Below are 13,573 nucleotides of genomic sequence, written 5' to 3'. Positions count from 1 at the left end.
TTCAATACCTCCTTTAACTTTTTGCTATGCCTAACATAATTCCGGCTGCAATAATAAAAACGATACCGACAACGATACCCGTTAATTGGCGTTTCGTTTTCTTTTCACCTAATATAAGGATCCCACCAAGCGTGGAAATAATAATCCCCATTTGCGATAGCGAGAAACTTGTTGCGACTCCGACACGCGGTTGTGAAATGAATAAAAACATATTTCCAGCTGCCCATATTAATCCCGGAATAATATTTCGTATCGCATATTTATTAAATGGATGATGCTTAAACGTAAGTAAAATCCCCCCTAATACCATACCAACTGCTTGTGGTAATAAAGCCGACCAACCATCTACGTTAAATAACCTAATCACTACTACGTAAACTAAATAACCGACTGTTGAAATTAATAAAATTATGATACCTCTTTTAAAATTTGCTGCTTGCTCTGCATTTTTTTCTTCTTCACTTTGAAGTGATGTTAAAATAACACCGACAATAATACAAACGAGCGCTAAAATCCCAAGGACGACAGATATTGTCGTGGACCATTCATGAAATACGATAACGCCAAATAAAGTCGTCGCAACTAATTGAAGTCCTGTTGAAATTGGCATCGTCCTCGAAACGCCCATTAAATCAATACTTTTCAATTGATTCGCCTGACCAAGCGCCCAAAATAAACCGGACACAACTCCAACTCCAATCACGGTAGGTGTTAATACTGGCTTCATAAAAATATAAACAACAATTGAGAAAATAAGTGCTCCAAACGTTGTTCCGAGCGTTTGACTATACGGTCCCCCGCCCAGTTTTACGTTAAATAGCACAATACTCCCCCAAAATATAGCTGGTAAAATTGCTAAAAATATATCCATCGCCCATTACCTTTCTCTGTAAAATGTCATAAATTGAAACTTTAATCATCCCGTAAATAGCGGAATAAGTTGCCGCTCTCAATCATTAGAATGAGCTTTCATTTTTTCTTTTTTGCGAGCACAAATCTTTTCTACAACATCATTAGAAACATTTTTTTCTCGCTCCACATTTTTTACCTTTATATGATCTAAATAATCCTCCAAAGTAAGTATAACTTTGTCATTTGGCGGATTATGCGCCCCTTGAAATGTAAGAAATTGTAGAGTCACTTCAAATCTAGGAACAAATTCATCTGTCCTGCCAAGACGCTTTATATTTATAACTGAATCACATTCATATTGATCTTTTGTCACTTGTCTAATAACCGAATAGTACCTATTCAATAACGCACTCTCTAAAAGCTGTTCCCTTGATTCTTTCGCGAAAGAATTGCTTGGAGAAGAGAAAAAGGCCGCACATAGCATTGTGATAACTACACATATTTTTTTCATAGTTCCCTCCTTGTTCTATAGATTAGTGTTCTCAAAACTGCCATAAAAAAACGACTTTCCCTATGTAGGAAAGTCGTTTTAATGAATCCAATATTAACCACCGCTCACTGGTGGTATAAGTGCAACCACATCACCATCTTGGACCCTGTCATCTTCATTTGCGTATTCTTCATTAATCGCAACCATAATTGGCTCTGAAACTGGTACATTATATTCTTTCGCAACAACATCTTTTAACTCTGCAACCGTAATATTTTCTTTCTCTATTTGTAATTCACTTGTCCCTGCTTCTTCTTGCAGGTGCGCAAATAACAATACTCGAATCATACTTATAGCTCCTTCCCAGGCTCTCCCGCCGGATATGGTGTTTTTTCTAATTGATCACCAATCCATGAGTCACCATCTTCCCAAAACTCCTTTTTCCAAATCGGAACAATTTGTTTTATGCGTTCCATAATATATTCGTTCGCTTCATAAGCCGCTTTACGGTGTGGTGTTGAAACAGCAACAACAACCGCTATATCAGAAATTTGCAACGTACCGATGCGATGTGTAATCGCAACATATGTCCCCGGCCATTTCTCTTTCACTTCCAGGCCAATTTTCTCTAGCATCTTTTCTGCCATCGTCTTATAAGCAACATACTCTAAGTATAATGTACGACGCCCTTTCGTAAACTCTCTAACCGTTCCAATAAATGTTGTAACAGCACCGCATTCACGTCGAATCACTTTCTTCGTTACCTCTTCAATCGAGATTTCTGTAGCAATTACTTCATAATATGTATTTGTCATTTCGCACTCCTAACCGTTTGTAAAAACCAGTCTATGTACAACTCTTCTTCTGTTATATGAAATACTTTATATTCTTCTCGTATATTTGCCGGGGCATCATACCACGTAATAACCGCTACTATATTTTCTACTTTATGTAAAAGCTCAACGTCTTCCGCAGAACGAAGTAACACTACTTTCGAGTAGTTCTCTTTTTTATAGCCCTCTATTAAAATTGTATCCACTTCAAAAAACTCATATAAGCGAATAATTTCTTGCAAGGACCATTTCTTTCTTAGTGAAGAAAGTGAAAGCAATCCAGCACCTTCTACACTACTTACGACAGCACCAGCTTTACGGTGTCTTTCGCTATCTTTTTGCGCTACTTCTGGAAAACCTCCGTGCCCGTGATGTTTAATTGTAGCAACTTTCATTTCACTTTCAGCTAACACATGCACAATTTTCTCTACAAGTGTCGTTTTTCCGCTATTTTGATATCCTACTATTTGTAAGATTGAAGGGGCTTTGCCCATGGCCAATCACATCCCTCAGAGTGCTCTAACAATAATACGGATACTTTCATTCCGGTCTCAAATCCTCTCGTTCCTCCAGGTAACACGATAAAAGCATTCGCATCTGCAAGTGAAGATACCGCACTCGATTTGTCTAAACCAACCGGCATCGCTTGTAACGCCCCGTCCACAATCGTTACGTTCGCTCTTACGAAACGAGTAAATGGATTTGGCTTTGGAAAATCTTTTTGTAAAATAGCATCCGCTCTATATACGTGAGGTTCCTTCGCATACAAATACGTTTTTATAATTGGTTGCACAAATAATTCAAAACCTACATAACAAGCAGACGGATTTCCTGATAAACCGAAAAGTAACTTCCCATCAACTTCAGCTACTGTCGTTACACTTCCCGGTCTCATCGCTATTTTATTAAAGAGTACATTCGCCTGTAACCTTTCATAAATAGCTGGTAAGTAGTCATAATCTCCTACCGATACACCACCTGTTGTAATTAAAATGTCCACCTCATCCATCGCTAATTGAATAGCTGTAAAACATGCATCTAGCTCATCGGCGAGTTGACCATAATAACGAACTTTCCCGCCAGCTTTCATAATTTGAGCTGCGATCATATACGAGTTACTATTTCTAATTTTCCCCGGCTGTAACGGCTCATGCACTTCTAATAATTCACTTCCCGTCGTTACAATACTGACAACAGGCTGTTTTACAACTTTCACAGTGCTATATCCAAACGTTGCTAGTAAGGCCGCAACACCTGGATTAATTGCAACACCTTTCTTAACAAGAACTTGATTTTGTTTTATGTCTTCTCCTTTAAACGACACATTGTCACCGTTATTAAAAGGGCGTTTTAACTTCATATATGTTTTCCCGTTCTTCTCAAACCCTTCTGTCAGCTCGAGCATTACGACTGCATTACATTCTTCTGGAATAGCTGCTCCTGTCATAATGCGAATCGCTTCAAAAGCTCCTACTTCTTCTAAAAAAACAGAACCCGCCCCGATTTCTCCTATTACTTCAAATTCAATTGGATTCTCTTGGGTTGCTTCTTTCGTATCTTCTGCTCGAATGGCGAAACCATCGTAAGGGGAACGATCAAAATGAGGAACGTCATGATCTGAGACAACATCTTCCCCGAGAATTCTCCCGTAACTTTCCGTAATAGAAATTTCTTCTACTTCACCATGCTTCGCATATTTCATTACCCGTTCTACTGCCTCAGCAACTTGAATTGGAATTCGTTTTTCTACCATCGTTTCTCACCTCATATTTGCAATTTTTTTTATCTCGATTAAACTTTATGTATTCAATAGAAATTACTTCAAGGAGGAATTCCATGTCTTCATTTACACATTTTAATGACCAAGGACGCGCAAAAATGGTTGATATAAGCGACAAAAAAGCAACCGTTCGAACAGCAATTGCGTGCTCTAGCATTGTCGTTACGAAAGAAATTTACGATAAAATCTCTCACAATGAAATTGGGAAAGGTGACGTATTAGCAGTTGCGCAAATCGCAGGCATTATGGCTGCGAAACGTACTTCTGATATTATCCCAATGTGCCATCCTTTATTATTAAAAGGTGTTGACGTTTCTTTCGATTGGAAACAATCAGAAGAACAATATCGTTTACTCATTGAAGTAAAAGTTAAAACAGAAGGTAGCACCGGTGTTGAAATGGAAGCTTTAACAGCTGCTTCCGCTACCGCTCTTACTGTGTATGATATGTGTAAAGCTGTCGATAAAGGTATGATTATCGGCGAAACGTACTTACTTGAAAAAACAGGTGGAAAAAGTGGAGATTATACGAGAAATTCATAATCCTCTCTCCGTTGAACCTAAAGGAAATCCTTTAGGTTCAACCTATATATCTTGCATATAAACTTTTCGCTACATTCATATCATTCGTCCCATGAATGAACGCCCTGCCATCTGTAAATAAAACAAAACGGTATTCTTCTACCGGAAATGATAATAAATAAGGTGTCGCCTTTATCTCTACGCTTCTTTGTAAGCGCTTTTTAATTTCTTCTAAATTAAAGTTCTTACGCATACCCGGGCGAATTTGCACTGTATTTCGCCCACATAACACTTCTGTTTTTGTTTGTGCTTCAAATGTTAAACTCGGATATGTACGTAACCTTCCGCAAGATAAACAAGTATCTTTTTTCTGTCTATTCACTTTAAATGCCATCTGTTGATTATTCCAAAGATCAAACGATAACATCGTTTCACGAAGCGACCCAAAGTCTTCTACTAATATTTTCAGCGCTTCCGTAATTTGATGCGCAACTACTAATTGTACTGCCGGTTGTATAATACCAGCTGTGTCACATGTTGCTCCGCTCGCTGGATGCTCCATTAGACAGCGAAAACACGGTGTTTTCCCTGGTAAAATTGTATACGTTACTCCGTAACTCCCGACGCAACCACCATATATCCACGGAATATTATACTTTTGTGAAATATCATTAATGAGAAGACGCGTTTCAAAATTATCTGTCGCATCTAATATTAAATCTACATCACGCACTAACTCTTCCATTTCTTGCACCGTTACATCCGTCACAACCGGATTTATTTCCACCTCAGAATTAATCGCTTGTAAATGTTCTGCAGCCGCTATCGCCTTCGGTTTATACTGCTTTGCATCTTCTTCCGTATATAGTTGTTGTCTTTGTAAATTACTCCATTCTACATAATCACGATCAGCAATCGTTACTTTTCCAACCCCTGCTCTAACAATCGCTTCTGCATTTGCCGCACCGAGAGCACCAGCACCAATAATAAGCACATGCTTCTCTCTTATTTTTCTCTGTCCTTCTTCTCCAACACCAGAAAATAATATTTGTCTTGAATATCGCTCCTGCATGCGATAGCCCCCTTTCTTATCCTCCTATATAAGACATTTCGATTTTCGGACGATTTTTTGCACTTTCTTCTGTCCGTTCATCCGAATACCTATCTTTTCTATTCATCCATACATCTTGTATAACACTTAATAACTCCTCATCCGAAAGATTTCCTCTAAGAAGTTCTCTTACATTCAAACCCTCTGTCGCAAATAAGCACGTATAAAACTTTCCATCTGCCGAAATTCTCGCCCTCGTACAAGAGGCACAAAATGACTCAGAAACAGATGTAATAAAACCAACTTCAACATTTGTTCCAACATACCGATATCGCTTCGCAACTTCACCAAAGTAATGGGCTTCAGCTGACTCAAGCGGATACACCTTATGAATCATCTCAATCAATTCTCGTTTTGTAACCACTTGATCAAAATTCCACCCATTTGTACTACCAACATCCATAAACTCAATAAACCTAAGCGTGATCCCTTGCTCTTTAAAATACGCAGCCATCGGAAGTACTTGATGATCATTCATCCCTTTTTTCACAACCATATTTACCTTTACTTCCAGCCCCGCCTCTTTAGCTGCTATAATTCCCTTAATCACCGGTTTCGTATTAATATTTCGACCATTAATATTCTTAAATATGTCGTCATCTATCGCATCTAAACTAACATTCACTCTATGTAATCCAGCTTCTTTTAATGCCTTCGCTTGTTTCGTTAAATGGATAGCATTTGTCGTTAACCCTATATCTATTAGCCCATCAATTTTCACAAGACGTGCAATAAGTTTTGCTAAATCTTTACGAAGTAGTGGCTCACCGCCAGTAATTCTAATTTTTCGTACACCGATGTTAACAAATAATTTTGCCAAACGCTCAATTTCATCAAAAGTTAGTAAAAACTCATCTTTCAAAAAAGCATAATCTGGCCCAAATATTTCCGCTGGCATACAATATGTACATCTAAAATTGCAACGATCAATGACAGATATACGTAAATCTTGAAGTGGGCGTCCAAAAAAATCTTTAACCATCTCCCGCATCGCCACCCTCCCTTTCTGCCAAATTTCTTTCTTTTCATTCTATTATAATATATTTTCGAACTGCGATGTTTTTGCTCAAGTGAATAAAGTGAAACTTTAAATAATTAGAGGGTATCCACTCCCCCCTGGTTAACGAAGTTTACTTCCAGATACAAGGATAAAAAAACCTTGAAACATAAAGGTTTCAAGGTTTTCTGCTTATTAACTTAATCTAATAATAGTTAGAGTAGCCCCTGGCGTTGTCGTCGATAATGTAGCTATTGCAACTAATCCAAATAACTGCAAGCTAACAGTGGCTCCAGCAGGCAAGTTAGCAATTATTGGTGCACTAAATGAACCAGTAGCCACCGTCGGGGCGTTTATCGTTCCCGCAAGCGGACTACCATTTACAGTTATACGCGAACTTACAAGTAATCCTGCCGTTAAATTAATTGTATAAGCTATATAATAGTTTCCTGCATTCGCAACTGTAAATACAGTATTTCCACCACTAACGGTTATTCCTGGGCCAATATTTTGATTGTTTGGTAATGGTACGTTCGTACCACCTAATAAAACGGAAATAGCGGTTCCTGATGTATTATTCGCAAATGCATACGTTGCAGTTGTACTAACTCCAGTCGCCCCAGTCGCTCCAGTGGCTCCAGCTCCGGTTGAGCCAGTTGGACCTTGGATTCCTTGAGGACCTGTATCTCCAGTTGGACCTTGGGAACCAGTTGCTCCTGTAGCCCCCGTTGGACCTTGGATTCCTTGCGGGCCTTGAATTCCTTGTGGGCCTGTCGCTCCGGTTGCTCCTGTAGCTCCCGTTGGGCCTTGAATTCCTTGCGGGCCTTGAACTCCTTGCGGGCCTTGAATTCCTTGTGGACCTGTCGCTCCCGTTGGACCTTGTATTCCTTGCGGGCCTTGAATTCCTTGTGGGCCTTGTGGGCCGGTCGGACCTATGTCACCTTGCGGACCTTGGATTCCCTGCGGGCCTTGTGCTCCGGTTGCCCCCGTCGCTCCTTGGATTCCTTGAGGACCTTGTGGACCTTGAATTCCTTGTGGGCCGGTTGGACCTATGTCGCCTTGTGGGCCTTGAATTCCTTGGGGACCTTGTGCTCCGGTTGCCCCCGTTACTCCTTGGATTCCTTGCGGACCTTGAATACCCTGTGGACCGGTTGGACCTATCTCTCCTTGAACACCTTGGATTCCTTGCGGCCCCTGTAAACCCGTCACTCCGGTTGCTCCCGTTGCCCCTGTCGCTCCTGTCACTCCAGTTGAGCCTGTCGCCCCGGTATCTCCTGTTACTCCTGTCGCACCTGTTGCTCCTGTCGGGCCAGGTGGTCCACCTGATGGACCTGTCACTCCCGCCGGACCTGATGGCCCCGTTGGACCGGTCGGTCCTGCAGGCCCTCCTGACGGGCCAGTCACCCCTGTTGGACCGGTTACTCCTGTTGGACCGGTAGTTCCTTCTCCCGTCGCTCCGGTTGCTCCCGTTTCTCCTGTTGCTCCCGTCGGACCTTGCACTCCTTGAATTCCTTGTGGACCTTGCACTCCTTGTGCACCTGTTGCTCCTTGAATCCCTTGAATTCCTTGCACTCCTTGTGCGCCCATCGGACCTGTTGGACCAATCGCCCCTTGTACACCTTGCACTCCTTGGGGCCCCTCTGGACCTGTTGCTCCTATTTCCCCTTGTATACCTTGAATTCCAGTTGCTCCTTGTGCTCCAGTTGCTCCCGTTATCCCTTGCACACCTTGTATTCCCTGTATTCCTTGTGGACCTTGTGGGCCTGTTGCTCCTACCGGTCCTTGAATGCCTTGTATCCCCTGAGGGCCCTCTGGACCCGTTGCTCCAACTGGCCCTTGAACACCTTGTATTCCTTGCGGGCCCTGAAGTCCCTCTGGGCCTTCTGGACCGGTTGGACCTATCTCTCCTTGTATCCCTTGGATTCCAGTTGGACCTATGTCACCTTGCGGACCTTGGACTCCCTGTGGGCCTTGTGCTCCTGTTCCCCCTGTCGCTCCTTGGATTCCTTGAGAACCTTGTGGGCCTTGAATTCCTTGTGGACCGGTTGGACCTATGTCGCCTTGTGGGCCTTGAATCCCTTGCGGACCTTGATCTCCAGTGGCCCCCGTTACTCCTTGAATTCCTTGGGGACCTTGAACACCTTGTGGCCCCATTGGACCTATCTCTCCTTGCACACCTTGGATTCCTTGCGGACCTTGTAAACCTGTCACTCCGGTTGCTCCCGTTTCTCCTGTCGCTCCTGTCACCCCAGTTGAGCCTGTCGCCCCAGTATCCCCTGTTACTCCTGTCGAACCAGTTGCTCCTGTTGGGCCAGGTGGTCCACCCGATGGACCAGTTACTCCCGTCGGACCTGATGGCCCCGTTGGGCCGGACGGTCCTGCTGGTCCTCCAGAAGGTCCTGTTACCCCTGTTGCTCCCGTTATTCCAGTTGGGCCTGTAGTTCCTTCCCCTGTCGCCCCTGTTGCTCCCGTATCTCCTGTGGCCCCCGTCGGACCTTGTATTCCTTGAATTCCTTGAGCACCTTGCACTCCCTGTGCACCTGTTGGGCCTTGAATACCTTGTATTCCTTGCACTCCTTGTGCGCCCATTGGACCTGTTGGACCAATCGCCCCTTGAGCACCTTGCACTCCTTGGGGACCCTCTGGACCCGTTGCTCCTATTTCCCCTTGTATACCTTGAATTCCAGTTGCTCCTTGTACTCCTGTTGCTCCCGTTATCCCTTGCGCACCTTGAATTCCCTGAATTCCTTGGGGACCTTGTGAGCCTGTTGCTCCTACCGGTCCTTGAATTCCTTGTATCCCCTGTGGTCCCTCTGGACCCGTTGCTCCAGCTGGCCCTGGTACTCCTTGTATTCCTTGCGGGCCCTGAAGTCCCTCTGGGCCTTCTGGACCTGTTGGTCCTATATCACCCATTGGACCTTGTATCCCTTGAACTCCTTGTGGTCCTGTTGCTCCTGATGGCCCTGGTACTCCTTGTATTCCTTGTGGACCTTGATCTCCTGTTGCTCCTGTGGCCCCTTGAGGACCTATAGCCCCCTGTATACCTTGTGGACCTTGATCTCCTGTTGCTCCCGTTATCCCTTGAATACCCTGAACCCCTTGGATTCCTTGTTCACCAGTTACTCCGGTCGGACCAGGAATACCCTGAATACCCTGCGGACCTTCTGGACCTGTTGGGCCAATTGGCCCTTGGATACCTTGAATTCCTTGTAGCCCCTGCGCACCTGTTTCTCCTGTACTTCCTGTCGGACCTGTTAGCCCCTGACCTGTTGCTCCAGTATTTCCAGTTGCTCCTGTTGCTCCAGTCGCACCTGTACTTCCACTCGGTCCGCCACCCGGTCCTGTCGCACCAGTTGGCCCCGTTGGACCTGGAGGTCCTCCAGATGGTCCAGTTATCCCTGTTGGGCCTGTTATTCCCGTCGGACCTGTTAGCCCCTGACCCGTTGCTCCGGTTGCACCTGTATTTCCACTCGGTCCTTGTGTTCCTTGTATCCCTTGTGCTCCTTGGATTCCTTGTGGACCAGTTGCACCCGGTAACCCTTGGACGCCTTGAATTCCTTGAGGTCCCTCAGGTCCTGTCGCTCCAATTGGCCCCTGTAATCCCTGTATCCCTTGTATACCTTGTGCCCCAGTCGCTCCCGTTGGACCAATCGGACCTTGGAACCCTTGCACACCTTGAGGTCCTGTCGCTCCAGTTTCTCCTTGTGGTCCTCTCAATCCTTGTGCTCCCTGCTGTCCTTCTGGTCCAGTTGCACCTATTGCCCCAACTGGTCCTTGTATCCCTTGCACACCTTGAGGTCCTGTTGGGCCCATCTCCCCCATCGGACCTTGGAACCCTCTCGGTCCTTGAGGACCAGTTGGGCCCGGTGGACCGGTTGGACCAGTAATCCCTATACCTGTAAATCCAGTTGGAACAGGAGGGAAAGTAGGCCCAATAAGTTCGGGTGGAATTCTAAAATTAGAGCTTAACGAATTTTGCTTCCCATTATTATCACGATTCTTCACACTTTCACCACCTACAAACCGTCTTTTTCATAATAAATAAACCTCTTCTTAATCTATTTACAAAAATAATTTCCAAGACTATTTTTATTTTAAATAATAAAAACTCCCTTAATTCCTTAAGGGAGTCCAGCAACTGAATCCATATTATCTGTATTAGGCACCGCCTGCATAGTACTCGACACATTTGCACCTTGCCCAGTATTTGTTCCTGTTACAGTACCAGCAGGAGTACCTCTCGTATATGTTGTTGTGACAGAATCTCCTGGTTGTAAACAAAGCTTTGTCTCCGTCCCTATTACTGTAACAACATCAATCCAAGTGCACCCCATTGAACCACTATATGATTTCGAAGCAGTAAATGAAGTATCACTCAAATTATCACCGGTAAATATATTTCCAGTATTATTAACAATAACAAATTCTTTTATATGCGCAGGCATAATTACACTCTACCTTTCCTTTATGAACCTAACGTACGTGTACTTGTTGCCAAAGGCGGAAGAAATACCGATGTTCTAATCACCGCTTCTGGCTGCCTTTTTCCATTTAAAAAAATAGCCGCACTCGACCCTCCAGCACCTGCATATACTTTTGCCACAGCTAAAGGCGAGATATCATAACAGTCACCGACATTAACAGCGCCTGTATTATTAATAATTTTCACTTTACGCAAATTAATTCCCATTTCCCCCTCCTCCTTTTTTATACTGTATGCAAAAGAAAAAAACTTGAAACAGACTCGTTTCAAGTTTTTAACTATTAACTATTTCGTTTCACCTTCATATTGAAGCATACCACCAACCATGTTCACTGTTTTAAACCCTTGCTCATTTAAATAATGACATACATTTTCACTGCGCATTCCCGAACGACAAATAAAGATATATTCATTCTCTTTATTAAAGAAATCTACTTTATGTGGGATATCGCCCATTTTAATATGTACAGCTTCTGGAATCTTTCCTGCCGCTACTTCTTCATCTTCTCTTACGTCTACTAGAAATAACGTTTCTCCATTTTCTAAACGCTCTTGTACCTCTTCTGTAGTAATTGTATTAACTTCTGTCATATGTAGTTCCTCCTTATATACAATAAAACCTTTAGTTTCTTTTTCACAAACATTCTCTACCAATTTTAGCACGCAAAAGAAAGAACGCAAAGAATCGAAAAACTATTTCTCAATTTTCTCTAAAAATTTATTCTTTACAAACATAACTAGCACATTGTATCCTCAATATACTTGTTTTATGAAAGGAGTCGATTAAAATGACGCTTTTTCTTTTCATTATGGGCATTGTGTTCTTACTCGCTGCAATTATTGCTCTTAGTATGAAAAATAATAGAAAAATAAACTCCCCACAAGAAATGTCATTCTTATTTCTATTGCTTAGCATAGCGTTTTTCGGTATAGCAATCGCTACATATATTTTCCGTCTACAAATCATGTAAAAAAAGGTGCCTACTACAAACATTGCACCTTTTCCCCATCATTCGTCTTCTACACAAAACTAGATACTTTCCGATTTAAAAATTCATAAACTTTCTTTTCAAATAAATGAATATCAAATGCTCCCGCCATATGCCCATTTATACTTTCTATCTCATACACTTCCGCATACTTCCCTTGTTTTTGCAAAATATCTACCATTTTATAATTATAACGAGACGGCTGAAGCAAATCTTGTTTACATGGAATCATAAGTACATTCGCTTCTATGTTAGAAAGAGATTCTTCTAGTGAAGAAAACCCATGTGCAATATCATGCAATAAAACTGCCTTCGCAGTATACATCCATGAATTTGCATCTACTAACTCTATACTTCTATATGTCGCTGTATTTATCTCTTTTTCAAATGATGTTAATGTAGAAAACTTTTCATAAGGTTCTATCTCGATACTATTACGAGGAAATGCCATTTCATAAAAATGCTCATCAAACGCATTCATAAACATCATTCTATTTGCTAAATGAAGCCCCTTTATCGGCTGCTCTTCTCCGTATTTTCCATCTTTCCAACTTGAATCCAGTTGAATTGCCTCAATCGCATTTTGTGCTACGTTTACTGACGTAATAATTGGATTTTGTGGGTTCGTAATAACGCCAATCATCCGCTCTACCATATGTGGATAGTGAACCGCCCATTGTTGTGCAATCATTCCCCCCGCCGATGGTCCGATTACAGCGTGTAACCTTGAAATTCCCATACCTTTTATTAACTCATATTGCATACGAGCTACATCAAGAAATGTAAAAACCGGAAAATCCATAGCATATTCTTCTCCAGTTTCTGGGTTAATTGATTTCGGTCCTGTTGTAATCACATATGGATTCCTCACCTGCACATTACAAAGATTATCCGTACATATAACAAAATACTTATTTGTATCAATTGCTTTTCCAGGTCCGATGAGCCCATCCCACCAACCAGACTCCTCATCATGTACTGTATATTTTCCTGCCGCATGACTTGTTGCACTAAAATAATGACAAACCAAAATCACATTTGACCTTTCTCTATTTAACATACCATATGTCTCGTATCCCATTTGAACAGGAATTTCTCTGCCATTTTCAAACGCAAACTCTTTTAAAATAAATTTCTCTTTTTTTACAATTTGCACAGACTCTCCCTCTCCCCGTTATAGTATGAACTGCTTACTAAAGACTTTTTTCTGTGCAAACTAATCTCCTTCTTCTTTTCACAAATAAATGAATAATATACAAAATTAGCCACAAAATAGCACTATATTACAAGATTAAAGAGGGCATACACATGATTTGGAATTGGTTACGTAAGAAAAAAAAATCAAATACACCAGAAGCAAACGAAACAGATAAATGGGAGCAGCATTCTAACAATCAAGAGGGTGATAACGAAGAACAGACTAGAAGTATGAAACATAATAAGGGTAAAAATAACGAGCAAAAAGATTCCTCTCAGGATAAGCAACAAAGTGCTAAACAAGAGGATTCTTCTCAGGA

At 42.2% G+C, this 13,573-nt stretch carries 15 protein-coding genes and 1 pseudogene; 3 read left to right on the top strand and 13 right to left on the bottom strand.

Annotated elements, in window-relative coordinates; all coding sequences use genetic code 11:
* Window positions 1-13: 13 nt before the first annotated feature.
* The 6 genes from glcU to glp all read right to left on the bottom strand — a co-directional run bounded on the left by glcU (window position 14) and on the right by glp (window position 3,928).
* A complete protein-coding gene (glcU, locus tag RT27_RS26640) occupies window positions 14-871 on the bottom strand; it encodes a glucose uptake protein GlcU (RefSeq protein WP_000350865.1) in 858 nt (285 codons plus the stop codon).
* A 78-nt stretch (window positions 872-949) separates the two neighbouring features.
* Complete coding sequence (locus tag RT27_RS26635; RefSeq protein WP_043938231.1) at window positions 950-1,363, bottom strand: DUF3888 domain-containing protein; 414 nt, start codon at window positions 1,361-1,363, stop codon at window positions 950-952.
* 93 nt (window positions 1,364-1,456) lie between these two features.
* Entirely contained in the window at window positions 1,457-1,690 is a 234-nt protein-coding gene (moaD, locus tag RT27_RS26630; RefSeq protein WP_000621772.1) for a molybdopterin converting factor subunit 1, read from the bottom strand.
* A gap of 2 nt (window positions 1,691-1,692) precedes the next feature.
* A complete protein-coding gene (gene moaE, locus RT27_RS26625; RefSeq protein WP_016080018.1) occupies window positions 1,693-2,157 on the bottom strand; it encodes a molybdopterin synthase catalytic subunit MoaE in 465 nt (154 codons plus the stop codon).
* Window positions 2,154-2,669: a molybdopterin-guanine dinucleotide biosynthesis protein B gene (gene mobB / locus RT27_RS26620; RefSeq protein ID WP_042969130.1), complete on the bottom strand. Its 516-nt coding sequence runs from the start codon at window positions 2,667-2,669 to the stop codon at window positions 2,154-2,156. Before mobB ends, moaE begins: the two co-directional genes overlap by 4 nt.
* Window positions 2,639-3,928, bottom strand: a complete 1,290-nt coding sequence (gene glp / locus RT27_RS26615; RefSeq protein WP_043938229.1) for a gephyrin-like molybdotransferase Glp — start codon at window positions 3,926-3,928, stop codon at window positions 2,639-2,641. The genes mobB and glp overlap by 31 nt, the downstream gene beginning before the upstream one ends.
* Before the next feature lie 83 nt (window positions 3,929-4,011).
* Here glp and moaC point away from each other — a divergent pair, with 83 nt between their 5' ends.
* A complete protein-coding gene (gene moaC, locus RT27_RS26610; protein WP_000094146.1) occupies window positions 4,012-4,497 on the top strand; it encodes a cyclic pyranopterin monophosphate synthase MoaC in 486 nt (161 codons plus the stop codon).
* Window positions 4,498-4,534: 37 nt separating this feature from the next.
* Here moaC and RT27_RS26605 read toward each other — a convergent pair whose 3' ends face one another.
* From RT27_RS26605 to RT27_RS26580, 6 genes are all read right to left on the bottom strand, one after another.
* Window positions 4,535-5,548 carry a molybdopterin-synthase adenylyltransferase MoeB gene (locus RT27_RS26605; RefSeq protein WP_043938227.1) on the bottom strand — a complete coding sequence of 338 codons (1,014 nt, stop codon included), beginning with the start codon at window positions 5,546-5,548 and terminating at the stop codon, window positions 4,535-4,537.
* A gap of 16 nt (window positions 5,549-5,564) precedes the next feature.
* Window positions 5,565-6,578, bottom strand: a complete 1,014-nt coding sequence (moaA, locus tag RT27_RS26600; RefSeq protein ID WP_029443451.1) for a GTP 3',8-cyclase MoaA — start codon at window positions 6,576-6,578, stop codon at window positions 5,565-5,567.
* Between the two features lie 201 nt (window positions 6,579-6,779).
* Window positions 6,780-10,589, bottom strand: coding sequence for a BclA-related collagen-like exosporium protein (locus RT27_RS26595; protein ID WP_043938225.1), 3,810 nt, complete (start codon window positions 10,587-10,589; stop codon window positions 6,780-6,782).
* Window positions 10,590-10,705: 116 nt separating this feature from the next.
* On the bottom strand, window positions 10,706-11,029 hold the full coding sequence (locus tag RT27_RS26590) for a hypothetical protein (RefSeq protein ID WP_016080011.1): 324 nt from the start codon (window positions 11,027-11,029) through the stop codon (window positions 10,706-10,708).
* 20 nt (window positions 11,030-11,049) lie between these two features.
* A complete protein-coding gene (locus RT27_RS26585; RefSeq protein WP_000512463.1) occupies window positions 11,050-11,274 on the bottom strand; it encodes a spore germination protein in 225 nt (74 codons plus the stop codon).
* Between the two features lie 78 nt (window positions 11,275-11,352).
* Complete coding sequence (locus tag RT27_RS26580) at window positions 11,353-11,658, bottom strand: rhodanese-like domain-containing protein (RefSeq protein ID WP_000141254.1); 306 nt, start codon at window positions 11,656-11,658, stop codon at window positions 11,353-11,355.
* A gap of 197 nt (window positions 11,659-11,855) precedes the next feature.
* Here RT27_RS26580 and RT27_RS26575 point away from each other — a divergent pair, with 197 nt between their 5' ends.
* Window positions 11,856-12,038: a hypothetical protein gene (locus tag RT27_RS26575; protein WP_000171889.1), complete on the top strand. Its 183-nt coding sequence runs from the start codon at window positions 11,856-11,858 to the stop codon at window positions 12,036-12,038.
* Window positions 12,039-12,087: 49 nt separating this feature from the next.
* Here the strand turns inward: RT27_RS26575 and RT27_RS26570 are convergent, their stop codons facing one another.
* Complete coding sequence (locus RT27_RS26570) at window positions 12,088-13,212, bottom strand: homoserine O-acetyltransferase (RefSeq protein ID WP_029442853.1); 1,125 nt, start codon at window positions 13,210-13,212, stop codon at window positions 12,088-12,090.
* A 152-nt stretch (window positions 13,213-13,364) separates the two neighbouring features.
* On the opposite strand from RT27_RS26570, the pseudogene RT27_RS26565 reads away from it, so the two are divergent.
* Window positions 13,365-13,573, top strand: a pseudogene (locus RT27_RS26565) (spore germination protein); the annotation flags it as partial.

This window comes from Bacillus sp. L_1B0_5 (assembly GCF_000836715.1).
Taxonomy (GTDB): domain Bacteria; phylum Bacillota; class Bacilli; order Bacillales; family Bacillaceae_G; genus Bacillus_A; species Bacillus_A thuringiensis_S.
This window is presented reverse-complemented; position numbering and strand designations above follow the sequence as displayed.